This window comes from Bradyrhizobium sp. UFLA05-108, assembly GCF_059803455.1.
In genome coordinates, this window is sequence record NZ_JBANAZ010000010.1 from 93,065 (window position 1) to 116,573 (window position 23,509).

Genomic DNA, 23,509 nt, shown 5'->3' on the forward strand with positions numbered 1-23,509 from the left:
CCCCGGCTTTGTCATGACTTGACGGCAGGTTTAAGCGCCGCCCGTCCGGACGTATAGTCCGATCACGAGGCCCTGCACACGATGATTGACCATGGGTGACCTGCAAATCCGCGCCATGCGCGCCGACGACATCGCGCTCGCCGTGGACTGGGCGGCGGCCGAAGGCTGGAATCCGGGGTTTTCAGATGCCGGCTGCTTCGCCGTCGTCGACCCTTCGGGTTTTCTCATCGGAGAAATTGACTGCACACCGGTCGCCACCGTCTCCTGTGTCAATTACGACGATCGCTTCGCCTTCCTCGGCTTCTACATCGTGCGTAGCGAGCTGCGCGGCCGCGGCTACGGCTTGCGCATCTGGAACGCGGCGATTGCGCATGCGGGCGCGCGCGTGATCGGGCTCGACGGCGTCGTCGCGCAGCAGGACAATTACAGAAAGTCCGGCTTTACGCTCGCCTACGCCAATATCCGCTATGGCGGGATCGTCGCCGCACCGGCACAGCCCACCGACGTCGTCGCGCTCGAGACGATTCCGCTGGCGCTGATGGAGGCGGACGACGCCACCGTCTTCCCGGCCCCGCGCAGCGCCTTCCTACGCGCCTGGGTCAGTGCGCCCGGCCATATCGGCCGCGCGCTGATGCGCGATGGAAATCTTGCCGGATGGGGCGTGATCCGCCCCTGCCGACACGGCCACAAGATCGGCCCGCTGGTCGCCAACGACCGCGCCGGCGCGGAGGTTATCATGCGGGCGCTGCTCGCCGGCTCAGGCGGCGGCGAGGTGTTTCTCGATGTCCCCGGCGGCAATCGCGAGGCGATCGCGCTGGCAGAAAGTTTTGGCCTTGCACCGACCTTCGAGACGGCGCGCATGTACACCGGCCCGATCCCACCGCTGCGGCTCGACCGGGTCTTCGGCGTCACCAGCTTTGAGCTCGGCTAGCGGCTGGCCTGCGCGCGCGGTGGTAACGAAGACGGCGCGCTCAGTAACAGCGCATGATGTTGACGGTCTGATCGCCGCTGCGACCGGGCACCGTCACGGTCTCCGTGGGACAGCTCGGCACATAGGGCCGATCCGACGGCACGACGTTCGGCGGATAGCGGTGGGTCCAGTCCCAGGGCACGTCATAGGTGTAGGTGTAACGGACGTCATTCGAGAGCGGCTGCACCATATCGGCAGCATAGGAGTCGCTCGCGGGAGGCCCGTAGAAGAAGCCACCGCCGCCCGGCCAAAGAACAAACGAATTCCGGCGATGGAACCGCGCCGACGGCATGATCGGCGGATGCACCGCCGGTGCCCCGACCACGCCACGGGCCGCGACGCCGCCCGATCTCGCAAAACTGTTGCTGGAGGCAAGAAGCAGCGCGGCTGCGCTCAGCGAGGCGAGCAACGCCCCATATGATCTATACGTCATGGTACGCACCAACTCGTTTGGCCTTGCGATGCTGCTCCCCGCCAGCACGCTAGGCCGAGCCGTCGGCCCCCCGCAAACCTATAATTAATTGTTGGTTAAGGCACGGGATTAACGGTGCTGGTTCCGCACCTCATCCCCCGGAGATCCTGACCGTGACGGCGCGCACGCGCGCGATCCGATCATCGGTCGCACAAGCTTCGAAACGGCCACTTTCGAAACGACCACGATCTGCACGACCGATATTCGGCTCGCGAGTTCCGTTGCGCCTCCCAAGACGCCCTGCGAGGGACGCGCTTCGTATTCCACGAATTTCAGATGGTGCCCATCAGCAGTCGGACACGCGGGAACCTGGCTCGCCCAGCGCGTCATCCCTACGGTGATACCCATTCCGGTTTTGCAATTTGTTTCCGGCGACTTATCTGCTTCAACCTCCATGCGCGTTATTTCGAAAGTGCTCCGAGCGAAAAATCAGACTCGCGAGAGCAGAATTGAGCCTTTGGTTTTGTTGCGATGAAGGCGTTTGGATGAAGGCGTTTGGATGTGAATTGGAAGCCAACGTCCGTCGAGAAAGCCGATACGAACATGCGTTAGAGCCGCGGTCGCTCGACATCGTTCGGAGGTGCGATGGGCGCCTCACGGGGAGTCACTTGCCGTGACAATCCCCAGCGGAATGGGCAACCGCCTTCTGGGAATGTTGCCGCAAGCCGACTTCGATCTGCTCGCTCCCGAACTCGACAGGGTCGCGCTCAATCAGGATGTAGTCCTCTCGCAAGCAGGCGAGCGGGTCGAGCATGTCTTTTTCCCTCAGAGCGGCGCGATCTCGCTCATGATCGAGATGGCAAATGGACAGGCGGTCGCCACCGCGTCGGTCGGGCGCGAAGGCGCAATCGGCATACTCTCCGTGTTCGGACCGACACCTTCGGTGATAACCGCCAGCGTTCGTCTGGCTGGAACAGCCTCGCGGATTCCTGCCGCGCGATTTCATGCTGCGTTTAATCGGAGCCCCGCGATACGGCAGGCGGTCCAGGTTCACATCACGTCGTTACTGACGCAATTTCAACTTGGCGTTGCCTGCAATGCACTGCATCCGGTCGGAGCCCGGATGGCCCGCTGGTTGCTTCAACTGCGCGACTGCACCGACAGCGACGTCCTTCCTCTCACTCAGGAGGCGCTGTCGCAGATGCTCGGAGTGCGACGAACTACAGTCACGCTCCTGATGCGCAATCTGCGCGAGTCCGGTGCGATCCGATCTGATCGACGGGGCAAGATCGAGGTTGATCGGCCGCGGCTCGCCGCAGCCGCATGCGAGTGCCACGCCAGCATGCGTCGCCAGATTGAGAAGATCTTCTCGACGAGCGCGGCCCGGCCTCGCGCTTGGGCCATGCCGGCCAACGTAAGGAATGACCGGGACAAGGCTGTTTGAGCGTTGTCCGCGCCATGCGCCATGCCCTCGATTTGGATTTCTCGGCGTCGACTATCTTGTGTCCGCCTGATGAGGCGCAAATTTGGATTGCGTCTCCAGCTTGCCTAGCTCGTGTAGGACCTTGGCCACCTCTCGCAGTTCGTTGCGCGCGGGGCCCGGCTTCAGCCGTCGCGCCTCGACGAGAAAATCCTTTGCTTGCAGCAGCAATGTGGACACTTCACCGGAAACGTTCCTGTTCGCCATGGTAGGCCCCCTATCACAATCATCGACGACAGCGTACGAGACTGGGCCTAAAGACCCATGCCGCGACGCCGCACACGGAGTGTCGGCTCGTCAACCCAAGCTTCCTGTGCGAACCAGGCATGCTCGACCGAGCAGATCGGACAGCGTGTGCGTCCGAAGAACACCGTGCTGCATCGAAAGCGCTCGCGATCCGTCGCGATCCCGGTCGGAATCGCGCGTCCGGTTTGCGGACATTTGACCATGAGCATACCCATCTCTTCCTCCTCCTCGGAATCGACCTGATTTATAGTTGGAGCAGGAACCAGCCGGTTGGATTGCGCCTCTTGTGTCGGTGCGTTCAGTTTGGGGGGCATCGCGCACCTTGCCATCGTCTGATCGAGCATGGAGTGGGGGCCATGCGCGTGGCGGGGCTTGTTCCAACCGGCCGGATTGCCCTCCTCTCCGAACCGCGGACGTTCAACTGGCCTTTTGGAAAACTTTGGCGACGTGCTGCCTGATTGGCTCACCCGAATGCGTTGCAAGCCTCTGCGCAAGCTCCCACAACTGCGTGTTCTGAGCCGCTGCAGCATCAAAAGCCCTGCGCGCTTCCGCCGCCGACGTGGTGAAAACGTCGGTCATCGACTTGCTGCTGGCGATACGAGCAAAGAAATCGATTGCGGAGCTGGCGTTCGCATTCGAAATCTCGATGACCTTGAGCCCGTAATCGGTCGCAGTCTTGGCGCTGTTCGAATAGGTCTCGCGAAGCGCTTCGTTCACCCCCTGCGAAACTGACTTGAGTTTCTCGCAACCCTCCTGCGTGCGAGCGGCTCGCTGCTCGGCAAGCTGGTCGAACAGGGGCTGCCAACCGACGTTCGGAAGCCCGAACGCGGGCAGTCCGAAACCATTTGAACCATTTGCTGCTTTCACTTCGGCTTTCGTTTCACTTTCACTCACGGCGCCTACCCTCTACTCAAGCGAAATCATTTCTCGCGACGCATGAATTGCACCGCGAGAGCCCACGGACACGAGCCTTACGCCCGTTTCCATATCGATCAGCTGTCTTGATGAGCTTCACATCCAGCCCGCACGATGACTATGCCCGACGAAGGTGAGGCCGTCCGTTCGATTTGCGACTCTCGCTTGGATTTTTTTCGCGAATGTCAATACAAACTCTAGTATGTCGGAGAGGTGACACAGTGCAAAGTGGGGATATCTGCGTCACGGCTGCCGGAGCTTGCGCGGCCGCAGCGAAACCGCAACGGGGGTGTCCGGAAAGAAACTGCGGCAGCATGGTATCGAAGTAATCGGGTGCCGCGCCCGACCGGTTGGCCCAGCCAGGATCGCTAGCGCTGCCCGACTGACAAATCACGGCAGGGGCTGGTCAGTTCGCGCGGTCCATATCGACTAGCGCAATTCTGAATCTGCATCTCCCCCGCCAGAGGGGGCCTATCAGGCCACGACCACAATTTCGGCTCGAGTTGAAGAACGGTGTCCCTGCACCTTGCCCGGTCATTGCGATTGCAGCGAAGCAATCCAGACTGCCACCGTGTTGGGGGTCCGGACTGCTTCACCGCAAGACCTTCTCGCAGTGACGGCGTCGAGACAGCACGAATCATCGCCGGATTGGCGACAAGCAGCTGATGACAACGAGCGGCCCTTCCCCATCATCCTTGCACAAACACTGCCCTTGTAACAAAAGCGTCACACAGCAAAACTAAACGAAGGCGGCGGCCGCGATCGGCCGCAAGCCGCCTCACCGCTGGGAGAGATTTCGATGCGCCGCTCAATCGTGTTGCTGTCCGCCGGACTGACCATGCTATCCACCGGACTTGCGTCTGCGCAGAACAACACGCCCCGTAACCTGATCCTGTTCATCCCGGACGGCCTGCGCGCGCTGAAGGTCACCCCCGAGACCGCGCCGGCGATGGCCGCCGTCCGCGACAAGGGCGTCAACTTCAAGAATTCGCACTCGCTGTTTCCGACCTTCACCATGGCGAACGGCTCGGCGATGTCGACCGGACACTATCTCGGCGACACCGGCGTGTTCTCCAACACGATCTGGACCGGCTACACTTCTGCCCCCGCCGGCGACACCGTGGTCCCGTTCATCGAGAACGACGCCGTGCTCGGCGACATCGACGAGCATTTCAAGGGCGACTATCTCAACGAAGAGACCATCCTGAAGATGGCCCGCGACAAGGGTCTCTCCACCGCGGCGATCGGCAAGCTCGGCCCGACCTACCAGTTCGACCACACCGATCATCCGGAAAAGGCCGGTCAGCACTCGATCGTGATTGACGATGCGACCGGCGGCAAGGCCGGCGTGGCACTGTCGGACGAGATGAAGGAGGCGCTGACCAAGGCGGGTCTCCCCCTCACCGCCCCCTCACGCGGCGACAATGCCAAGGCGGGCGACGCCAAGACGCCGGGCACGACGGTCGCCAACGTCGCGCAGCAGGCCTATTTCGCCGACGTCGCCAGCAAGGTCGTGCTGCCGATGTTCAAGGCGCGCAACAAGCCGTTCGTGCTGGTGTTCTGGTCGCGCGACCCGGACGGCACCCAGCATAACCAGGGCGACAGCCTCAATCAGATCATGCCCGGCATCAACGGCCCGAGCACGATGGCGAGCATCAAGAACGCCGACAACAACCTCGCCCAGCTCCGCAAGGCGCTCGACGAGCTTGGGCTGGCGGCCTCGACCAACATCATGATCCAGGCCGATCACGGCTTCTCGACCATCTCCAAGGAAAGCAAGACCAGCCCTTCGGCCAAGGTCAGCTATGACGACACCCCGAAGGACTTCCTGCCGATGGGTTTCCTGGCCCTGGACCTCGCCAAGGCGCTCGACCTGCCGCTGTTCGATCCGAATGACAAGAATGCGGCCGTCACCGGCAACGCGCATCCGAAGGCCGGCAACGGCGTGCTCGGCAAGGATCCCACCAAGCCCGATCTCGTCGTCGCGACCAACGGCGGATCAGACCTGATCTACCTGCCGAACAAGGACAAGAAGCTGGCGGCAAGGACGATCAAGGCGCTGCTCGATCAGGACTACGTTTCCGGCCTGTTCATCGACGACTCCCTCGGCCGTTTCCCCGGCACGCTGCCGCTGTCGCTGATCAATCTGCGCGGCAAGGCGGCGACCCCGACGCCGGCGATCGTCGTCAACTTCCGTTCCTATGCCAGCGATTGCGGCGAGGCGCCGACCAACTGCTCGGTGCAGGTCGCCGATACCGTGCTGCGCCAGGGCCAGGGCATGCATGGCAGCTTCAGCCGCGGCGACACCATGAACTTCATGGCGGCGATCGGCCCGGACTTCAAGGCAGGCTATGTCGACGAACTGCCGGTCAGCAATGCTGACGTCGGGGTGACGGCGGCCAAGATCATGGGGCTGCGCACCTCACAGAACGGCGGTCTGGTCGGCCGCGTGATGTCGGAGGCCTTGCCGAACGGCATCGTGCCGAAGGGCTATGTCGGCAACGTCAAGTCGAAGCCGTCGGAGAACGGCCTTCGCACCGTCCTCAACTTCCAGCGCGTCGAGAGTCAGCGCTATTTCGACGCAGCCGGCTTCCCGGGCCGCACGCTTGGACTCGAGCCTGAGAGCGGCAAACAAAAAACGGCGGGGAAATAACCCCCGCCGTTCGTTGGCGCATCGTGAGGACGTGCGCGAAATTACATGTCACATGCCAATGTCGAACACGTTCGGCAATTGGCCCGCCAGCGGCAGCGCGGTGGCACCCAGGAAGGTTGCCACCATCGCCATCAGGCGACGGTTGCCCTGGCGCTTGCCGCGCATCTGGCCGGCGATCCATTCCAGCATCTCGGTCTTGACCTTCGAGGCATAGGCCGGCGCCCAGCTCTCGATGTCGGTCTCGGGCGACAACGCGACGCTGCGCGGCGGCACCGGCAGGCCGGAGGCGCTGGCGGCGTGATGCGCGACGGCTTTCGCCAGGAGGTCGTCGAACCGGCCAGCATCGGTGCGCTCGGTCGCGGCCTCGTTGATCTCGAACAGCACCTCGGCTTCGGCGCGGCTGACCGGCTGATCGTTGACGGCGACGGCCGTCAGGATGCGCGCGCACCAGGCGGCATCATCGGCATCGAGCGAGCGGGAGAAATGCACCCGGCCCTTGGTGGTGGGCCCTTCGCCTGTGATCACGCCGTCGCGCACGATGCCGAGTGCATGGGCCGCGGTGTCACGGCAGGACGGTTCGAGGGACGGCGACTCAGCGGACTTGGAGTCAAGGGATTTGGACTCAAGGGACTTGGACTCACGGGACTTGGCAGCGGCAGACATAGTTCACTTCCAGACTTCTTCTGATCGACCAGCATTTCCATGCTGGGCCTGAACGGGTGGTTAACGATTGGATATGGTGATCGCGACTTTTCTACATGGTTGCCGATTGGTCGCCGTCGGGACCATTTCGGTTCTATCCAATGTCGGGCGGCGTGGTGGGGGTCATAAAAGGCAATATCGCGGCAATCCAGCCCTTTCCCGCCGGTGTGGATATTTCGCCGCAGCGGCGCGTGCGGCAAGAAGGTGCTAGAAGATCGGCGTCTTGAGAGAATGATTTCACATTTTACTTGAACGGGTTCACTTCGGACCTTCCCCGCCTTATATTCCGTCGAACCGCTTCAGAGCGAATTCATCAACAACTTCAATTAGATGAGGTAGAACAATGCCACTTCCGATCGGCGCCACCGCCCCCGACTTCGAAGCCGAAACCACCGAGGGGAAAATTAAATTCCACGACTGGATTGGCAACAGCTGGGCCCTCCTGTTCTCGCATCCCAAGGATTTTACCCCGGTCTGCACCACCGAGCTCGGCGCCCTCGCCAAGCTGAAGCCCGAGTTCGACAAGCGCGGCGTCAAGCTGGTCGGCCTGTCGGTCGATCCGATCGACCGGCATTCCAAATGGGCCGAGGACATCAAGGAAACCCAAGGTGCCGCCCCGAACTATCCGCTGATCGGCGACACCGACTTCAACGTCTCGAAACTCTACGAGATGCTGCCGGCCTCGACATCGGGCGATCCCCTCACCCGGACGCCGGCCGACAACCAGACCGTCCGCAACGTCTTCGTCATCGGCCCGGACAAGAAGATCAAGCTGGTGCTGGTCTATCCGATGACCACGGGGCGCAACTTCCAGGAAATCCTGCGCGCGATCGACTCGCTCCAGCTCACCGCCAAGCATCGCGTCGCGACGCCGGCCGACTGGAAGCACGGCGAAGACGTCATCATTGCCGGCTCGGTCTCCAACGATGAGGCCAAGACGATCTATCCGCAGGGCTGGAAGGAGCCGAAGCCCTACATCCGGATCGTGCCCCAGCCGAAGTGACGATTAGCGGTTGCGCCAAGCAACCGATAACCGTCATCCCGGGATGGCGCGTCTGCGCCAGACCTCGGAGCGCAATTGCGCTTCGCGGGGATCTCAAGATTCCACAATGCGCAATTGCGCATTGTGGTTCGGTGCTGCGCACCGCCCCGGAAGACCAGTGGAGTTAGGCCGGCCATCCGGTCCGCCCGCACCGCTCAAGCCGCGCGCACGCGGTCGAGGAATTTCTCGACCTCTGACTTCAGATTGAGGCTCTCGCCTGACAGCGCCTGAGCCGAAGCGAACATCCGGCTCGAGGTCTCGCCGGTCTCGTTCGCGCCCTTGGCCGCATGACGGACATTGGCGGCGACATCCGCCGTGCCACTTGCCGCAGCCCGAACGCTGCCGGCGATGTTGTGGGTGGCGCTCTTCTGCTGCTCGACCGCCGCAGAAATCGACGTGGCGATGGCGCTGATGCGCTCGATGGTCTGGCCGATCGCCTTGATGGCGGCGACCGACTCTTCGGTCGCGAGCTGCATGCTGGCGATCTGGCTGGAGATCTCGTCGGTCGCCTTGGCGGTCTGGCCGGCGAGCGTCTTGACCTCCTGCGCCACCACCGCAAAGCCGCGTCCCGCATCGCCTGCGCGCGCGGCCTCGATGGTGGCGTTCAGCGCCAGCAGATTGGTCTGCTCGGCGATCGAGGTGATCAGCTTGACGACGTCGCCGATGCGGGCCCCGGCGTCCGAAAGCTGCGCGATCCGATGGTCGGTGGCCTCCGCCTGCCGCACCGCCTCGGCTGAGATCTCGTTGGACTCCTGCACCCTGCGGGTGATCTCGGTGATCGACTTGGAGAGCTCATCGGAGGCCGCAGCCGCCGACTTCACGTGATCGGAGGCGGTCTCGGAGGCGCCGGCAGACTGTGCCGACAGTTCGGCCGTCGAACGCGCGGCATCGGTCAGTTGCCGCGCCATGCGCTCGAACTCGCTCGAGGAGTCCAGCACGTTGTTGAGGATGCCGCCGACGCTGCCACGGAACTCGTCGACGAAGTTGCGCAACTCGGACTTGCGCTGCTCGGCGGCAGCCGCCGTGGTCGCAGCCTGCTCGCTGCGCAGGCGCGCCCGCTCCAGCGAATTGCTCTTGAACACCGCGACCGTGCGCGCGATCTCACCGATCTCGTCCGCCCGGTCCTCGCAATCGATGGTGATGTCGTTCCGGCCATTGGCCAGCGCCGTCAGCGAGTTCGTCACCGAGCTCAGCGGCTTCGTCACACGGCGCACGACCAGCATGGTCAGAGCGAGCACCAGCAGCGCCGCGATGCCGGCGGCAATCGCCATGTTGCGGATCGCCTCCGCCATCATGCTCTCGAACTGCGCCATGGGGATGCCGACATAGAGGATGCCGACGATCTTGCCGGCCGCATCCGAGACCGGGAAATAGGCCGTCATGAAGGACTTGCCGAACAGCGTGGCCGGCCCCTTGTAGGCTTCGCCCTTGCGCAGGGGGCCCTGGCCGGGGTGATCGGCGGCAAGCTGGGTGCCGACGGCGCGGTCGCCATTCTCCTTCTTTACATTGGTCGAGCGGCGGACGAACTGCCCACTGGCCTCGTCGAACACGAACAGCGTGGCATTGCCCCCGACATAGGACACGGCGCGATCGACGATCGCGTGGTCCTTGAAATCGGGCATCTTGGGGATCTCGGCACGGACGACCATGCCGTCCCTCATCGTGATCTTGGCGTCGGGAACGATCTCGGCGAAGGCGAGCGCCAGCGTGCGCAGATTGACCTCGATGTCGCGCAGCGCACGATCGTTGAACTCCGACGTGAGAGACCAGTAGCCCGCACCGACCACGAGTGCCGTATTCACCGCAATCAGGAGCACCGCGCACAGCACCGCCTTGGTGCCGAGCTTGAACCTGAATTGCGGCAGGACCTTCCCAGTCAAAGGATTGGACATGAAACTCCCCCAAAAAAACACCGTATATTTGAGGGACCGGCTTACGATCGCATTAACGGTGGTTCGCAACAGCGGCCGGCGGCATGCTTTCCAAAAGGTTAACGAGGATCATTCCCGACCATGCCAAGCCCATCGCCGATCATCGTCTGGTTCCGCGATGACCTGCGGCTCTCCGACCACCCGGCACTCCAGGCCGCCGCGTGCACTGGCGCACCGGTGGCATGCCTCTATGTCCTCGACGACACCGTGGGACGGCCCCTCGGTGCCGCGGCGCGCTGGTGGCTGGCGCAGTCGCTGCGGTCGCTGGCGGCGGGCCTCGCCGCGATCGGCGGCGCGCTCACGCTGCGCAGAGGATCGGCGGTCAAGGTGATCCCTGAGGTGGCCCGCGAAAGCGAAGCGGTCGCCGTCTACTGGAACGGGATCGCGCAAGTGCCGCAGCAAGCTCTCGAGACAAACCTCAAGGGGAGCCTTGCAAAGCTCGGCGTGAATTCACAAAGCTTCCCCGGCGACCTCCTGGCTTCGCCAAGCACGATTCGCAACAAGGACGGCCGCGGCTTGCGTGTGTTCACGCCATTCTGGCGGCGCGTGCTCGCGCTGGGCGATCCACCAAAGCCTCTGCCCGCACCGAAAGCGCTGCGGGCAGGTCCGGCGCTTGCGGGCGATGCCCTCGAGAGTTTCGGGCTCGAACCGACGCGGCCCGATTGGGCCGGCGGCCTGCGCGCGAGCTGGCAGCCCGGCGAGACCCACGCCCACGGCCGGCTGCGCGATTTTCTCAAGACCGCCGCGCGCGGCTATGCCAGCGAGCGCGACCGGCCCGACCTGCCGGGCACCTCGCGGCTGTCACCCCATTTGCGCTTCGGCGAGATCAGCCCGCGCCAGCTCTGGCACACCGCGCGCTTTGCCGCCGCCGAGGACCCCGCCCTTGCGAGCGGTGTCGAGAAATTCCTCAGCGAGCTCGGCTGGCGCGAATTCTGCCGTCACCTCCTGTTCGACCATCCTGATCTTGCGACGGGGAACCTGCAACCCGGCTTCGATGCCTTCCCGTGGAAGCACGACGCGACGGCGCTCGCCGCCTGGCAGCGCGGCCGGACAGGATATCCTATCGTCGATGCCGGCCTGCGCGAGCTCTGGCACACCGGCGTGATGCACAACCGGGTGCGGATGGTCGCAGCGTCCTTCCTGGTCAAGCATCTCCTGGTCGACTGGCGACAGGGCGAAGAGTGGTTCTGGGACACGCTGGTCGATGCCGACGCCGGCAGCAATCCCGCCAACTGGCAGTGGGTCGCCGGCTGCGGCGCCGATGCGGCGCCCTATTTCCGCGTTTTCAACCCGGTGCTCCAGGGCGAGAAGTTCGATCCCGATGGCAGCTATGTGCGGCGCTGGGTGCCCGAGCTGAAGGATCTGCCGGCGAAGCTGATCCACCAACCCTGGAAGGCGACACCGATCGAGCTTGCGAGCGCAGGCGTCGAACTCGGCCGCGACTATCCGGGTCCGTTCGTCGATCATGCCAAGGGGCGTGAGCGCGCGCTCGCAGCTTACGCGAAAATTCGCAGAAGTTGAGCGTTGCTTTGACAGGTTGTCGAATCCCGTTATCGTCATGGCTCCGTTCAAACCCTGGGGGACGATATGAACGACGACACACCCGTCATTGAGCCGGCGATCGCAGCGACGCCCGAGCCGCCGAAAGAGGCAGCAAAGCCGAAGAAGGCCCGGAAAGCCGCCAAGAAGGTCGCAAAGAAAGTAGCGGCGAAGAAGACGGCGAAGAAAGCCAAGAAGACTTCCAAGAAGAAAGCCGCCAAGAAGGCTCCCAAGAAGGCTGTAAAGAAGGCCGCCAAGAAAGCCGCGAAGAAAAAGAAGAAGGCAAAACGCTGATCGCGGATCTAAGATCAGGCCTCCGGGTGCCCAGCGCCCGGCGGCCTGGCGTACGCTTCTCGCCCGCCGCGTCGAGGTCCGCCCGCGCGGCTAGAAGCGCCTGTTGACCAGGAATACCGCCGCCGCGCAGATCGCCATGCCGGCGACTGCCACCGCATCGAGCCTTTCTCCGAACAGCAGATAGGCCATCAGCGCCGTGACCGCCGGAACGAGATAGAACAGGCTCGCAACCGCGGTCGCGGCCGAATGCCGGATCAGCCAGTACAACAGGCCGATCGACCCGATCGAGAGTGCCACCGCGAGCCAGGCCAGCCCCAGCACGAACTCCCGCGTCCAGTGCACCACGCGGTCCTCGAAGGCGAAGGCGCCCGCCGCAAAGAACAGCGTCACTGCGACATATTGCACGAGATTGCCGGCCCGCCAGTCGATGTGGTTGCAGTAGCGGCGCTGGTAGAGCGTGCCGAGCGTGATGCTGATCAGCGAGACGACCGAGGCGAGCCATCCGAGGCCCGCCTCTCCGGTCATCGGACGATTGTGCAGGATCAGCACCACGCCACCGAGACCGAGCAAGAGCCCGCCCCATTGCAGCGGCGTCACCCGCTCGCCGAGCCAACGATTGGCAATGGTCGAGGTCAGGATCGGCTGGAGGCCCGGAATGAGCGCGGAAAGGCCGGCGGGAATCGAATGCGCGATCGCAATCGCGGTGCCCCCGAGATAGAAGCCGTGGACGAGAATGCCCGCGACCGCGCTGTGGGCAATGCCGGTCCCGTCCGGCCATTTGGGACGTGCAATTGCCGCGATGATCGCCATCAGCCCCACCACGATCGCCATGCGGATGGCGAGGTAGGTCAAGGGATCGGCGTTGTTGACGACGGATTTGGTGGCGATGAACCCGGTGCTCCACAGCACGACGAAGAGGACCGGCGCCGCACGCGCGGCCCAATTTTCTTGATTATGATTCATTGCCGCTCTCATTGCCCGACCACGCGCGGCGCGGCAATGCGAATATGGTCGGGTCTGATGCTGCGCTGCACGTGGGACGTGCTGGCTGCGTCGAGGACGACGTCAGCTGGCGCGGCCGCTCACCACTCGTCGGGACAGGGATCGACGATCTTCCAGAGATCGACCCCGTTCTTGATCTTCTTCATCTCGGTGGTGAGCCCACCGTTGCGCTGGATCCACTCCTTCACCGTGCCCGGGTAGTAGGACATCAGGTCGGACGTGCCCTCGGCGCTGGTCACCTTGATACCGAAGGTGAATGCCTTGTCGTAATAGGCCTGATGGAAGCCGAGGCTGGCGCGCGGCGTCACGCAGATCTTGTTCATCGGCACGATGCCCAGGACCAGGGTGCAGGCCGAATTGCAGATACCGTCGATGATGACCCGCTCGCCCTTGTCGCGAACACGCTTGTACTTGGCCTTGTATTCCTCGACGTAACCGCCGTGGTCGCGGGTAATGTGCAAATCCGCCCGCGCCGGCGCCGCGGCGACGCAGGTCAGCAACAACAGGCTGATGGGCGTGATGCGCATTGCAGAGTAACGGCTGAAGCCTTGTTTGAAGTGAGCCGACCTCAAAGAGACCCCCAAGCGGCCGGCCACCGGATACGAACGAACTGTTGGCCAAACTGTGTTGGGAATTCGTTAAGCATCCGGAAAAGGCCAAAAATGGGCAGGCCCTGGGGTTCGCCGGCGGTCCCGGCGGCCCCAAGGCGTGAATCTGTGGAATTTCACCCGGCCTACGGCCGCAAAGCGGATGCCCTGCGGATCGTGAATCGCTATAAGATCGTGGTCCGTTAGGTCGGGTTCCGGAGAATCAAGATGAGCAAGTTGAAGTGCCTTGCGGCGGTCGCCGCCCTGTCGGTAGTGACGCTCGCCCCGAGCCTGTCCGAGGCGCGCGTCCATCACCGGTACCACCATCACGTCAATCCGTTGCCGTACCCGATCAGCTACATCCACAATTACGGTCCGGGAGTCGCGCCGGGCAGCTTCGCCTACTACGACGGACCGTCGACCATTCAGTGCTACCAGAGCTCGGCTGCCTATATCGGCCAGGATAGGCGCCGGCACCCCTGCTACTGAGGGACGCCGACGCGCTGCCGGCGCGAGCGTATCGGGGCGCGCCGGACGCCTGCTTCTCGATCTCATAGACCGGCAGCATGACGAGGTCCTTGCTGACCTCGCCATGCAGAGCATTGCGTACTGCGGCCGAGTCATCAGCCCGGATCGTGCCAAGCGCGCGCCCGCGCGAAAACCATGCACGCCGGCCGGTCAGAGATGCTCTTCAAACTCCTCGAAGGACTTGCCGAACTGCGTCATCGCCTCCTCCAGATAGTCCGCGAGCATCGGCGTCGCGATCAGATAGGAGGCGGTACGATTGTTGTGGGACTGCGCGGCCTGGGTCTGCAGCTCACGCCAGGTCGAAAGGTCGCCGTCGCCGCGACCTAGCCACGTCAGCGCCACGAGATCAATCTGCTCGTCGACATTGAGGCCGCGGATGAAGCCGGCCAGCTCCGCGCGATCGGTCGCCTCTCCCCTGCCGCCGCGGCCATAGCTCATGTCGTCGTCGCCGCTGTCCAGGATGACGCCGCCACCGTCCGCCCCGCTGTCGGACTGGCGCGACTTTGCAATGATGAAGAAGACCTTCTCGGGCGAAATCGACAGGCTGGGAATGGTCAGCATGGTGGTTCACCTTCTTGAGGGACCGGCACGTCGCCGCTCCCCACACCACGCAGACTAGAGGCGCCGGAGCGCGCGCGAATTGCGCAAGATCAAGTATCAAAGCGGTGCCGCGCGTGAGCGATTATCCCGGCTCCGCGACCGCCCGGATGAAGATTCATTCATCAGCATTACATTTCGGCTCCGCCACAATTTGATCAGAACCTGTTCGATATCTTGCGGCCGATAAGCAAAGGAAGACACATCATGAAGTTTGGAATTGGCCTCGTTGCCGCGTCATTGTTCGCCGCGGTCGCGGCATCGCCGGCCGCCTCGGCCATGCCAGTTGCGCCTGCCCCGCAGGTGACGCCAGATGCAGAGCAGGTTCGCTTGGTCTGCGATGCCTGGGGGCGCTGCTGGCGGCAGCCGAGCTACTCTTATGGCTACGGCTATGCACCCTATTACGGACCCAGATATTATGGACCGCGCTATTACGGTCCACGCTATTATGGCTACCGCCGTTGGTGACCTTGAGGGGCCCTTCGGGGCCCCTTCGCATTTGCGGGATGGTGCCGTGGGACTGGGGCGATTCTAAAACTGATCTATATCAAGGACGAAATGAGCCATCCGTCCATGCTGTGCCGATGGCCGATTTGATCGTTTTTCGTTGCCCCCAGACGGGCATGAATGTGCAAACTCATTTGGAAAAGCAGCAGGGCGCCGAGGGACGGAATTTCGAGGCCTTCACCTGCCCCGCCTGCGCGCGCGTCCATTTCATCGATCTGGTATCCGGACAGCCGATGAGCCGGAATCGCTGAGCAACTCCGCGTTTGAAGTCTCGCACCCAACGTACATCCCGAAGGCCGCGAACCAGAGCATGATCCGGAAAAGTGTGAAGCGGTTTTCCCTCGCGACAAACGCGGAACGCGTTTGCGCGGAGATCATGCTCAAACATAACCTAAAGCGCGACGACGATTCATCCTAATCTCATCGCGCTCCAGCCTGCCAGGCTCGGCAGATCGAGCCCGTTTGCGCGAGCGCAGTCGATCGCGGTCTCGTAGCCTGCATCGGCGTGACGCATGACGCCGCTCGCCGGATCGTTCCAGAGCACGCGTTCGAGGCGGCGGGCGGCCTCCGCCGTGCCGTCGGCGACGATCACCATGCCGGCATGCTGCGAATAGCCGATGCCGACGCCGCCGCCGTGATGCAGTGACACCCAAGTGGCTCCGCTGGCGCAATTGAGCAGCGCGTTGAGCAGCGGCCAGTCCGACACCGCGTCCGATCCGTCGCGCATCGCCTCGGTCTCGCGGTTCGGGCTTGCCACCGAGCCGCTGTCGAGATGGTCGCGGCCGATCACGATCGGCGCCTTCACTTCACCGCGCGCCACCATCTCGTTGAAGGCGAGCCCGAGCCGATGCCGGTCACCGAGACCGACCCAGCAGATCCGCGCTGGCAGCCCCTGAAACTTGATGCGCGCCTTTGCCATGTCGAGCCAGTTGTGCAGGTGCGTGTCGTGCGGCATCAGCTCCTTCACGCGCGCGTCGGTCTTGAAGATATCCTCGGGATCGCCGGACAACGCCGCCCAGCGGAACGGCCCAACGCCGCGGCAGAACAGCGGCCGAATATAGGCTGGCACGAAGCCGGGGAAATCGAACGCGTTGTTCAATCCCATGTCCTTCGCCATCTGGCGGATGTTATTGCCGTAGTCGAGCGTCGGAATGCCCTGCGCGTGAAAATCCAGCATCGCCTTGACGTGGTCGACCATGGAGGACTTTGCCGCGAGCTCCACCACCTTGGGATCGTCCTTGCGCTTGGCCTCCCACTCCGCAAGCGTCCAGCCCTTCGGCAGATATCCGTTGATCGGATCGTGGGCGCTGGTCTGGTCGGTCACGATGTCGGGCCTGACGCCGCGGCGCACGAGCTCGGGGAAGAGGTCGGCGGCGTTGCCGAGCAGGCCGACCGAGACCGCCTTCTTGCTTTGCGCTGCCTCGGACATGATCGCGAGCGCTTCATCGAGCGTGCTCGCCTGACGATCGAGGTAGCCGGTGCGCAGGCGCATCTCGATGCGGCTCGGCTGGCACTCGATTGCGAGCAGCGAGGCACCTGCCATGGTCGCCGCCAGCGGCTGCGCGCCGCCCATGCCGCCGAGACCGGCGGTCAGGATCCATTTGCCTGCGAGGCTGCCGCCATAGTGGCGCCGCCCGACCTCGACGAAGGTCTCGTAGGTCCCCTGAACGATGCCCTGGCTGCCGATATAGATCCAGGAGCCGGCCGTCATCTGGCCGAACATCATCAGCCCGGCCTTGTCGAGCGCGTTGAAGTGATCGAGCGTGGCCCAGTGCGGCACGAGATTGGAGTTCGCGATCAGGACCCGCGGTGCATCGGCATGGGTGCGGAAGATTCCGACCGGCTTGCCCGACTGAACGAGCAGCGTCTGGTCGCCCTCGAGCTTGCGCAGCGAGGTGACGATCCGGTCAAAACTCTCCCAGTCGCGCGCCGCGCGACCGATCCCGCCATAGACCACGAGCTCGCCGGGCCGTTCGGCCACATCGGGATCGAGATTGTTCATGAGCATGCGGAGCGGTGCTTCCGTCAGCCAGCTCTTGGCGCTGATATCGGAGCCGCGAGGGGCGCGGATCGTGCGTTCATTGTCCAGTCGGCGGTTCATGAGGCGACCTCTGAGGCAAGCAGTGGAAACGGATCTCTCGCGAGCGCCGCGCTCGCAATGCGCGGCAGCGCGCCGGCCTCGACCAACGCCTTGGCCCTGGCGAGGTCGTCCGCCATGTAGCGGTCGGGCCCAAGCGCCGGCACCTCCTCGCGCAAGGTAGCGATGACGGCCGCGAGCGCGGGGCTGGTCAAATGCGGCAGGCGCAGCGTGATGCCTTGCGCCGCGACCAGAAGCTCGATGCCGAGGATGGAGGCGAGATTGTCCGCCATGTCGGAGAGCCGCCGCGCGGCATGCGCGGCCATCGAGACGTGATCTTCCTGGTTGGCGCTGGTGGGCGTCGAGTCAATGGAGCACGGCGCGGCGCGCTGCTTGTTCTCGGCATAGAGCGCGGCCGCCGTGACCTCGGCGATCATGAAGCCGGAGTTGAGGCCGGGATCGGGTGTGAGAAACGGCGGCAGGCCGAAATTCAGGGCGGGATCGACCAGCGTTGCGATGCGCCGCTCGCTGATGGCGCCGACCTCCGACAGCGCGAGTGCGATTCCGTCGGCGGCAAAGGCGACCGGCTCGGCGTGGAAATTGCCGCCCGACACGATCTCGCCGGTCTCGACCAGCACCAGCGGATTGTCCGTGACGGAATTGGCTTCGATCATCAAGGTGCGCGCCGCCTGCGCCAGCACATCGAGTGCGGCACCGGCGACTTGCGGTTGACAGCGCAGGCAATAGGGATCCTGCACTCGCTCGTCGCCTTCCAGGTGCGACTGACGGATATCGCTGCCGTCGAGCAAGGCCATTAGCGTCGCGCCGGCGGCGATCTGTCCGGCATGGCCGCGCAGCGCGTGGATCTCGGAGCGAAACGGCACCGTCGAGGCCATCGCCGCATCGACCGACAAAGCTCCCGTCACCAGCGACGCGCAGGCCAGCCCGTGCGCCCGCAACAGGCCGGAGATCGCATAGGCCGTGGAGAACTGCGTGCCGTTGATGAGTGCGAGGCCTTCCTTGGGACCAAGCGTCAATGGCGCGAGACCGGCGCGGGCCAGGGCCTCGCGGCCCGGCATGGTCGTTCCGCCAACCAGCGCCTGCCCCTCGCCGATCATCACCGCGGCCATGTGCGCGAGCGGCGCCAGATCGCCGGAGGCGCCGACCGAGCCCTGCTGCGGCACCAGCGGCAAGACGCCACGCGCCAGCATCGTTTCGAGCTGCGCGATGACCTCGCGCCGCACCCCTGATGCGCCGCGCCCCAGCGAGACGATCTTCAGCGCCATCATCAGCCGTACCACCGGCTCCGGCGTCGGCGGCCCCACGCCGCAGCAATGCGACACGATCAGATTGTGCTGAAGCGTCGCGGTCTGGTCGGGCGAGATGCGCTTCGAGGCCAGCTTTCCGAACCCGGTATTGATGCCGTAGGCCGGTGCAGGCGCTTGCGCGGCCGCAGCCACGATCGCCGATGCAGCGTCGACCGCAGGCCAGAACGACGCATCCAGCTCAACTGTCGTGCCCGCCAGCACCTGCGCGAGATCGCCGAGGCTGACACGGCCGGGTGTGACAACAATCGGTGTCGCAGCGCCGTTCACTGGCCTCTCCAGACGCGGCGATGCAACGGATTGAAGCCGATCCGGTAGACCAGCTCGGCCGGCCGCTCGACATCCCAGATCGCAAGGTCGCACCATTTGCCGGCCTCTAACGTGCCGACTTCCGACAGCATGCCCAGCGCGCGCGCCCCCTCGCGCGTCACGCCGGCGAGGCATTCGACGACCGTCATCCGGAACAGCGTTGCGCCCATGTTCATCGTGAGCAGAAGCGAGGTGAGCGGCGAGCTGCCGGGATTGCAGTCGGTTGCGAGCGCGATCCTGACGCCATGCTTGCGGAACAACTCAAGCGGCGGCTTCTTCTCTTCGCGGATGAAATAGAAGGCGCCGGGCAAAAGGACGGCTACCGTGCCGCCGTTAGCCATCGCCGCCACACCAGCTTCATCGGTGTGTTCGAGATGATCGGCCGAAAGAGCGGAGAATTTCGCGGCGAGCGCCGCACCGCCGAGATTGGACAGTTGATCGGCGTGCAGCTTCACCGGCAGGCCGAGCGCCCTTGCCGCCGCGAACACGCGCGCCGTTTGGTCTGCCGAGAACGCGATGCCTTCCATGAACGCATCGACGGCGTCGGCAAGCCTGGCCTGCGCCACCGCAGGCAGCATCTCGCGACACACCAGATCGATGTAGCGATCCTTGTCGCCACCGGCCTCAACGGGAAGCGCGTGCGCGCCGAGGAAACTGGTGCGGATCGCAACCGGCCGGACGCGCGCAAGCGCCCGCGCGGCACCGAGCTGCCGCATCTCAGTTTCGGTATCGAGACCATAGCCGGATTTGATCTCCAGCGTGGTCACGCCCTCGCCGATCAGCGCGTCGAGCCGCGGGAGTGCACTCGCAACGAGTTCCGCCTCGCTCGCAGCCCGCGTGGCCGCAACCGTCGAGACGATGCCGCCGCCGGCGCGCGCGATCTCTTCGTAGCTGGCACCCTTGAGCCGCAGCTCGAATTCGTGCGCGCGATTGCCGCCGTAGACCAGATGCGTGTGGCAGTCGACGAGGCCGGGTGTGATCCACCGCCCCGCGCAATCAGTCCACTCCTTCGCATCGGCGTCTGCCGGAAAATCGGAACGGCTGCCTGCAAAGACGATACGCCCCTCGCGCGCCGCGACCACGCCGTGCGCGATCTCGCCGAGATCGGGCAGAACATCCCGCATCGTGGCGAGGCGCGCATTGTGCCAGATCCGATCGAAGCGCTTTGCCATGCAGGTATCCCTTCGCTGCCGGACGCTTGACTTATATGTCTAGACATATAATCGTGGCGCGGTTCTGTCCAGCCGGCAGGAAACATGACCCGACTGCATTTCGCATCCGCGCTGCTACCCTCGGGCTGGGCCGACGACGTGCGGGTCGTCGTCACCGACGGGAACATCGCCGAGGTCACAGCGGGTGTCGCGCCTGCAGCCGGAGACGAGCGCCATCGACTCGCCATTCCCGGGCTAGCGAGCCTGCATAGTCACGCGTTCCAGCGCGGCATGGCGGGGCTCGCCGAGACGCGCGGCAACACCGCGGACACGTTCTGGACCTGGCGCGAGACGATGTATCGCTTCGCGCTCACCATGACGCCCGACGACGTCGAGAGCGTCGCCACCCTGCTCTATGTCGAGATGCTCGAGCAGGGGTTTACCCGCGTCGGCGAGTTTCATTATCTGCATCACGATCATGACGGCGCGCCCCACGCCAACCCGGCGGAGATGGCGACGCGCATCGCGCAGGCCGCCGAGACGGCCGGCATCGCCCTCACCCTGCTGCCGAGCTTTTACGCGCACGGCACGTTTGGCGGCGCCGCGCCACATGCCGGCCAGCGCCGTTTCATCTGCTCGGTCGATCAGTTCGCAAAATTGCTCACTGCATCGCGCGAGGCCATTGTCAGGTTGCCCGGCGCCAATATCGGCATTGCGCCGCACAGCCTGCGCGCCGTGACACCGGACGAGCTGGCAGCGATCGTGCCGCTTGCGGACGGTGGTCCGGTTCATATCCACGCAGCCGAGCAAACCAGAGAAGTCGAGGATTGCCTCGGCTGGTCCGGCAAGCGCCCGGTGGAATGGCTGCTCGAACACGCGCCCGTCGATCAGCGCTGGTGCCTGATTCACGCGACCCATATGACGCCAACGGAAGTCACCTCGCTCGCCAGGACCGGCGCGGTTGCGGGCCTCTGCCCCGTGACCGAAGCAAGCCTCGGCGACGGCATTTTTCCGGCGCGCGAATTCCTCGAGGCACAAGGCCGGTTCGGCATCGGCACCGATTCCAACGTGCTGGTCGGCGTTGCCGACGAATTGCGCCAACTCGAATATGGCCAGCGGCTCAAGCATCGCGAGCGCAACGTGCTGTCGAACGGAGCCGGCGCCTCGACCGGACGCGCCCTGCTCGACGGCGCGTTGGCCGGTGGGGGACAGGCCCTCGCACAAGCCGTCGTGGGGCTCAAAGTTGGCGCGCGCGCCGACATCGTCACTCTCGACACCACACATCCATCGCTTGCCGGACGCCGTGGTGACGCCATCCTCGACGGCTGGATCTTTGCGGCGGGCAAAGGCGCGATCGATTCCGTCTGGTCCGGCGGCAGGAAGGCCGTCGAGGGCGGGCAACACATGCTTCGCCGCTCGGCGCGGGAACGCTTCAACACGACGGTGCGGAGGCTCATCGCATGAGCCTCGCCACCGACAAGCTCGACGACAAGCCGACGCTTTACAAGCAGATCAGGCGCGACATCGAGACCAGGATTTTGACCGGCGAGTGGCCGCCGGGTCATCGCATCCCGTTCGAGCACCAATTGATGGCGCGCTATCGCTGCTCACGCATGACGGTGAACAAGGCGCTGTCGGAGCTTGCGCAGGCCGACCTGATCGAGCGGCGGCGGCGCGCCGGCACGTTCGTCCGCCGTCCGCAGCATCTGTCCGCGGTGCTCAAGATCGCCGACATTCGCGCGGAGATCACCGCGCTTGGCCGCGGCTATGGCTATCAGCTCGTCCAATGCACGCGCCGCGCTGCAAGTGCTGCCGATCGTGCCCGCCTCGGGGTGCGGAAGACCGGCAAGGTGATCGCGATCACCTGCCGCCACAGCGCCGATAACGTGCCGTTCGCGCTCGAGGACAGGCTGATCGATCTCGAGGCCGTGCCGGAAGCAGCACACGCCGACTTTGCAGCCGAGCCGCCCGGCTCGTGGCTGCTTCATCATGTCCCATGGACCGAAGCGGAGCACACGATCAGCGCTGTCGTTGCGGATGATCGCACCGCAGACGCGCTCGGCATCGCCGTCGGTGCGCCATGCCTGGTGATCGATCGTTACACCTGGCGCAGCGCGCGGACGCTGACCGCGGTGCGACTGCTCTATCCGGGCGAGTCACACCGTCTCGTCGCCCGTTTCAAGGGAGGTTGAGCGGCAATGTCGCAGCGGCACAATTCGTGCAACGTGATGAGATCAACTTGGTTCGGTACATCGATCGGAGGACAACAATCATGCGTAATACAAAAGCATTCGCAGCCATCATTGCTCTCGCGGTCGCGACGCCGGCGCTCGCCGACGACGTCAAGGTCGGCATCGGCATTTCCGGATGGACCGGCTTTGCACCGCTGACGCTCGCCAAGGAGGCCGGCATCTTCAAGAAGAACGGCCTCGATGTGACGATCAAGAAGATCCCGCAGAAGGATCGCCACCTCGCCATAGCATCGGGCGACGTCCAGTGCGCCGCGACGACGGTCGAGACCTGGATCTCCTGGAACGCCAATGGCGTCGCGACCAAGCAGATCTTCCAGCTCGACAAGAGCTACGGCGCCGACGGCATGGCGGTGCGCAACGATCTCGCGGCGATCAAGGACCTGAAGGGCAAGACGGTCGCCGCGTCCGCGCCGGGCACCTCACCCTATTTCGCGCTGGCCTGGATGCTCAAGAAGAACGGCCTGTCGGTGAAGGACGTCACGGTCGTGAACCTGGAGCCGGCCGCGGCCGCGCAGGCCTTCGTATCCGGCCAGAACGATGCCGCGATGACGTATGAGCCCTACCTTTCGACGGTGCGCGCCGCGCCCGACAAGGGCAAGATCATCGCCACCACGCTCGACTATCCGATGGTGATGGACACGTTCGGCTGCACGCCGAAATTCCTGAGCGAGAATCCCAAGGCCGCCCAGGCGCTGGCCGACAGCTATTTCGAGGCGCTCGACATGATCGCGAAGGATCAGGCCAAGGCCTATGAGATCATGGGCGCCGACGTGAAGCAGACCGGCGAGCAGTTCGGCAACTCGGCAAAGTATCTACGCTGGCAGGACAAGGCCGCGAACCGGAAGTTCTTCGGCGGCGAGTTCCTGGCCTTCAACAAGGACGCCGCGGACTTGCTGCTCGAGATCGGCATCATCAAGGCGGCGCCGAAGGTCGAGGATCTCTTCGACGCGAGCTTCATCAAGTAGTCACCGCCAGCGCCAAGCCGGTTCG

24 protein-coding genes and 1 pseudogene are annotated in these 23,509 nt (G+C 64.2%); 12 read left to right on the forward strand and 13 right to left on the reverse strand.

Translation table 11 applies throughout. The annotated features are described in order from the left end of the window. The first annotated feature begins 91 nt into the window (after positions 1 to 91). Positions 92 to 931, forward strand: coding sequence for a GNAT family N-acetyltransferase (locus SO140_RS10165; protein ID WP_449378067.1), 840 nt, complete (start codon positions 92 to 94; stop codon positions 929 to 931). Between the two features lie 40 nt (positions 932 to 971). Here the strand turns inward: SO140_RS10165 and SO140_RS10170 are convergent, their stop codons facing one another. After that, complete coding sequence (locus SO140_RS10170) at positions 972 to 1,403, reverse strand: hypothetical protein (protein WP_449378066.1); 432 nt, start codon at positions 1,401 to 1,403, stop codon at positions 972 to 974. Between the two features lie 652 nt (positions 1,404 to 2,055). Here SO140_RS10170 and SO140_RS10175 point away from each other — a divergent pair. Beyond that, a complete protein-coding gene (locus SO140_RS10175; RefSeq protein WP_449378065.1) occupies positions 2,056 to 2,826 on the forward strand; it encodes a Crp/Fnr family transcriptional regulator in 771 nt (256 codons plus the stop codon). Between the two features lie 51 nt (positions 2,827 to 2,877). Here SO140_RS10175 and SO140_RS10180 read toward each other — a convergent pair whose 3' ends face one another. From SO140_RS10180 to SO140_RS10190, 3 genes are all read right to left on the reverse strand, one after another. Then, complete coding sequence (locus SO140_RS10180; RefSeq protein WP_449378064.1) at positions 2,878 to 3,069, reverse strand: hypothetical protein; 192 nt, start codon at positions 3,067 to 3,069, stop codon at positions 2,878 to 2,880. A gap of 47 nt (positions 3,070 to 3,116) precedes the next feature. Then, positions 3,117 to 3,323 carry a hypothetical protein gene (locus SO140_RS10185; RefSeq protein ID WP_449378063.1) on the reverse strand — a complete coding sequence of 69 codons (207 nt, stop codon included), beginning with the start codon at positions 3,321 to 3,323 and terminating at the stop codon, positions 3,117 to 3,119. Positions 3,324 to 3,525: 202 nt separating this feature from the next. Further along, positions 3,526 to 4,002 carry a phasin family protein gene (locus tag SO140_RS10190; protein WP_449378062.1) on the reverse strand — a complete coding sequence of 159 codons (477 nt, stop codon included), beginning with the start codon at positions 4,000 to 4,002 and terminating at the stop codon, positions 3,526 to 3,528. An 820-nt stretch (positions 4,003 to 4,822) separates the two neighbouring features. Between SO140_RS10190 and SO140_RS10195 the strand changes: the two genes are divergently transcribed. Further along, the gene (locus SO140_RS10195; RefSeq protein WP_449378061.1) at positions 4,823 to 6,676 is read left to right on the forward strand and encodes an alkaline phosphatase family protein; all 1,854 of its coding nucleotides are present in this window, start codon (positions 4,823 to 4,825) and stop codon (positions 6,674 to 6,676) included. A 48-nt stretch (positions 6,677 to 6,724) separates the two neighbouring features. Here SO140_RS10195 and SO140_RS10200 read toward each other — a convergent pair whose 3' ends face one another. Then, positions 6,725 to 7,339, reverse strand: coding sequence for a hypothetical protein (locus SO140_RS10200; RefSeq protein WP_449378060.1), 615 nt, complete (start codon positions 7,337 to 7,339; stop codon positions 6,725 to 6,727). Between the two features lie 382 nt (positions 7,340 to 7,721). On the opposite strand from SO140_RS10200, the gene SO140_RS10205 reads away from it, so the two are divergent. After that, positions 7,722 to 8,381, forward strand: coding sequence for a peroxiredoxin (locus tag SO140_RS10205; RefSeq protein ID WP_449378059.1), 660 nt, complete (start codon positions 7,722 to 7,724; stop codon positions 8,379 to 8,381). Positions 8,382 to 8,575: 194 nt separating this feature from the next. On the opposite strand, the gene SO140_RS10210 is transcribed toward SO140_RS10205, so the two are convergent. Then, complete coding sequence (locus SO140_RS10210) at positions 8,576 to 10,312, reverse strand: methyl-accepting chemotaxis protein (protein WP_498542600.1); 1,737 nt, start codon at positions 10,310 to 10,312, stop codon at positions 8,576 to 8,578. A 120-nt stretch (positions 10,313 to 10,432) separates the two neighbouring features. Between SO140_RS10210 and SO140_RS10215 the strand changes: the two genes are divergently transcribed. After that, positions 10,433 to 11,872 (forward strand): cryptochrome/photolyase family protein, encoded by a 1,440-nt coding sequence (locus SO140_RS10215; RefSeq protein ID WP_449378057.1) that lies wholly within the window; start codon positions 10,433 to 10,435, stop codon positions 11,870 to 11,872. A gap of 66 nt (positions 11,873 to 11,938) precedes the next feature. Next, positions 11,939 to 12,184, forward strand: a complete 246-nt coding sequence (locus SO140_RS10220; protein WP_449378056.1) for a hypothetical protein — start codon at positions 11,939 to 11,941, stop codon at positions 12,182 to 12,184. 90 nt (positions 12,185 to 12,274) lie between these two features. On the opposite strand, the gene SO140_RS10225 is transcribed toward SO140_RS10220, so the two are convergent. Both SO140_RS10225 and SO140_RS10230 read right to left on the reverse strand, forming a co-directional pair. Continuing rightward, positions 12,275 to 13,147 carry a DMT family transporter gene (locus SO140_RS10225; RefSeq protein WP_449378055.1) on the reverse strand — a complete coding sequence of 291 codons (873 nt, stop codon included), beginning with the start codon at positions 13,145 to 13,147 and terminating at the stop codon, positions 12,275 to 12,277. 119 nt (positions 13,148 to 13,266) lie between these two features. Beyond that, positions 13,267 to 13,713: a hypothetical protein gene (locus tag SO140_RS10230; protein ID WP_449378054.1), complete on the reverse strand. Its 447-nt coding sequence runs from the start codon at positions 13,711 to 13,713 to the stop codon at positions 13,267 to 13,269. Positions 13,714 to 14,001: 288 nt separating this feature from the next. Here SO140_RS10230 and SO140_RS10235 point away from each other — a divergent pair, with 288 nt between their 5' ends. Further along, the gene (locus SO140_RS10235) at positions 14,002 to 14,262 is read left to right on the forward strand and encodes a hypothetical protein (protein WP_449378053.1); all 261 of its coding nucleotides are present in this window, start codon (positions 14,002 to 14,004) and stop codon (positions 14,260 to 14,262) included. Positions 14,263 to 14,311: 49 nt separating this feature from the next. Here the strand turns inward: SO140_RS10235 and SO140_RS10240 are convergent. Together SO140_RS10240 and SO140_RS10245 are read right to left on the reverse strand one after the other, a co-directional pair. Then, a pseudogene (locus SO140_RS10240) lies at positions 14,312 to 14,422 on the reverse strand (host attachment protein); the annotation flags it as partial. A gap of 29 nt (positions 14,423 to 14,451) precedes the next feature. Then, complete coding sequence (locus tag SO140_RS10245; RefSeq protein ID WP_449378052.1) at positions 14,452 to 14,862, reverse strand: DUF3775 domain-containing protein; 411 nt, start codon at positions 14,860 to 14,862, stop codon at positions 14,452 to 14,454. Positions 14,863 to 15,105: 243 nt separating this feature from the next. Here SO140_RS10245 and SO140_RS10250 point away from each other — a divergent pair, with 243 nt between their 5' ends. Then, a complete protein-coding gene (locus tag SO140_RS10250; RefSeq protein ID WP_449378051.1) occupies positions 15,106 to 15,366 on the forward strand; it encodes a hypothetical protein in 261 nt (86 codons plus the stop codon). A gap of 116 nt (positions 15,367 to 15,482) precedes the next feature. Beyond that, positions 15,483 to 15,656 (forward strand): hypothetical protein, encoded by a 174-nt coding sequence (locus SO140_RS10255; RefSeq protein ID WP_449378050.1) that lies wholly within the window; start codon positions 15,483 to 15,485, stop codon positions 15,654 to 15,656. A 158-nt stretch (positions 15,657 to 15,814) separates the two neighbouring features. Here the strand turns inward: SO140_RS10255 and hutU are convergent, their stop codons facing one another. Genes hutU through hutI form a run of 3 tightly spaced genes read right to left on the reverse strand, consistent with a single transcriptional unit; the run spans position 15,815 to position 20,288 of the window. Continuing rightward, positions 15,815 to 17,506 carry a urocanate hydratase gene (gene hutU / locus SO140_RS10260; protein WP_449378049.1) on the reverse strand — a complete coding sequence of 564 codons (1,692 nt, stop codon included), beginning with the start codon at positions 17,504 to 17,506 and terminating at the stop codon, positions 15,815 to 15,817. Continuing rightward, a complete protein-coding gene (gene hutH, locus SO140_RS10265) occupies positions 17,503 to 19,077 on the reverse strand; it encodes a histidine ammonia-lyase (protein WP_449378048.1) in 1,575 nt (524 codons plus the stop codon). Before hutH ends, hutU begins: the two co-directional genes overlap by 4 nt. Then, positions 19,074 to 20,288 (reverse strand): imidazolonepropionase, encoded by a 1,215-nt coding sequence (gene hutI / locus SO140_RS10270; protein WP_449378047.1) that lies wholly within the window; start codon positions 20,286 to 20,288, stop codon positions 19,074 to 19,076. The genes hutH and hutI overlap by 4 nt, the downstream gene beginning before the upstream one ends. Before the next feature lie 84 nt (positions 20,289 to 20,372). On the opposite strand from hutI, the gene SO140_RS10275 reads away from it, so the two are divergent. The 3 genes from SO140_RS10275 (at position 20,373) to SO140_RS10285 (ending at position 23,484) form a co-directional block, all read left to right on the forward strand. Continuing rightward, a complete protein-coding gene (locus tag SO140_RS10275) occupies positions 20,373 to 21,731 on the forward strand; it encodes a formimidoylglutamate deiminase (protein ID WP_449378046.1) in 1,359 nt (452 codons plus the stop codon). Beyond that, the gene (gene hutC / locus SO140_RS10280) at positions 21,728 to 22,459 is read left to right on the forward strand and encodes a histidine utilization transcriptional repressor HutC (RefSeq protein ID WP_449378045.1); all 732 of its coding nucleotides are present in this window, start codon (positions 21,728 to 21,730) and stop codon (positions 22,457 to 22,459) included. Before SO140_RS10275 ends, hutC begins: the two co-directional genes overlap by 4 nt. Before the next feature lie 80 nt (positions 22,460 to 22,539). After that, positions 22,540 to 23,484, forward strand: coding sequence for an ABC transporter substrate-binding protein (locus SO140_RS10285; RefSeq protein WP_449378044.1), 945 nt, complete (start codon positions 22,540 to 22,542; stop codon positions 23,482 to 23,484). The last annotated feature ends 25 nt before the right edge of the window (positions 23,485 to 23,509 follow it).

Coding starts and splice junctions, on each gene's coding strand:
- SO140_RS10215 (WP_449378057.1), top strand. CDS start 10,433: ATGCCAAGCCCATCGCCGATCATCGTCTGGTTCCGCGATGACCTGCGG.
- hutC (WP_449378045.1), top strand. CDS start 21,728: ATGAGCCTCGCCACCGACAAGCTCGACGACAAGCCGACGCTTTACAAG.
- SO140_RS10220 (WP_449378056.1), top strand. CDS start 11,939: ATGAACGACGACACACCCGTCATTGAGCCGGCGATCGCAGCGACGCCC.
- SO140_RS10245 (WP_449378052.1), bottom strand. CDS start 14,862: ATGCTGACCATTCCCAGCCTGTCGATTTCGCCCGAGAAGGTCTTCTTC.
- hutI (WP_449378047.1), bottom strand. CDS start 20,288: ATGGCAAAGCGCTTCGATCGGATCTGGCACAATGCGCGCCTCGCCACG.
- hutU (WP_449378049.1), bottom strand. CDS start 17,506: ATGAACCGCCGACTGGACAATGAACGCACGATCCGCGCCCCTCGCGGC.
- SO140_RS10230 (WP_449378054.1), bottom strand. CDS start 13,713: ATGCGCATCACGCCCATCAGCCTGTTGTTGCTGACCTGCGTCGCCGCG.
- SO140_RS10285 (WP_449378044.1), top strand. CDS start 22,540: ATGCGTAATACAAAAGCATTCGCAGCCATCATTGCTCTCGCGGTCGCG.
- SO140_RS10275 (WP_449378046.1), top strand. CDS start 20,373: ATGACCCGACTGCATTTCGCATCCGCGCTGCTACCCTCGGGCTGGGCC.
- SO140_RS10225 (WP_449378055.1), bottom strand. CDS start 13,147: ATGAATCATAATCAAGAAAATTGGGCCGCGCGTGCGGCGCCGGTCCTC.
- SO140_RS10235 (WP_449378053.1), top strand. CDS start 14,002: ATGAGCAAGTTGAAGTGCCTTGCGGCGGTCGCCGCCCTGTCGGTAGTG.
- SO140_RS10185 (WP_449378063.1), bottom strand. CDS start 3,323: ATGGGTATGCTCATGGTCAAATGTCCGCAAACCGGACGCGCGATTCCG.
- SO140_RS10250 (WP_449378051.1), top strand. CDS start 15,106: ATGAAGTTTGGAATTGGCCTCGTTGCCGCGTCATTGTTCGCCGCGGTC.
- SO140_RS10205 (WP_449378059.1), top strand. CDS start 7,722: ATGCCACTTCCGATCGGCGCCACCGCCCCCGACTTCGAAGCCGAAACC.
- SO140_RS10200 (WP_449378060.1), bottom strand. CDS start 7,339: ATGTCTGCCGCTGCCAAGTCCCGTGAGTCCAAGTCCCTTGAGTCCAAA.
- SO140_RS10255 (WP_449378050.1), top strand. CDS start 15,483: ATGGCCGATTTGATCGTTTTTCGTTGCCCCCAGACGGGCATGAATGTG.
- SO140_RS10195 (WP_449378061.1), top strand. CDS start 4,823: ATGCGCCGCTCAATCGTGTTGCTGTCCGCCGGACTGACCATGCTATCC.
- SO140_RS10180 (WP_449378064.1), bottom strand. CDS start 3,069: ATGGCGAACAGGAACGTTTCCGGTGAAGTGTCCACATTGCTGCTGCAA.
- SO140_RS10170 (WP_449378066.1), bottom strand. CDS start 1,403: ATGACGTATAGATCATATGGGGCGTTGCTCGCCTCGCTGAGCGCAGCC.
- SO140_RS10210 (WP_498542600.1), bottom strand. CDS start 10,312: ATGTCCAATCCTTTGACTGGGAAGGTCCTGCCGCAATTCAGGTTCAAG.
- SO140_RS10165 (WP_449378067.1), top strand. CDS start 92: ATGGGTGACCTGCAAATCCGCGCCATGCGCGCCGACGACATCGCGCTC.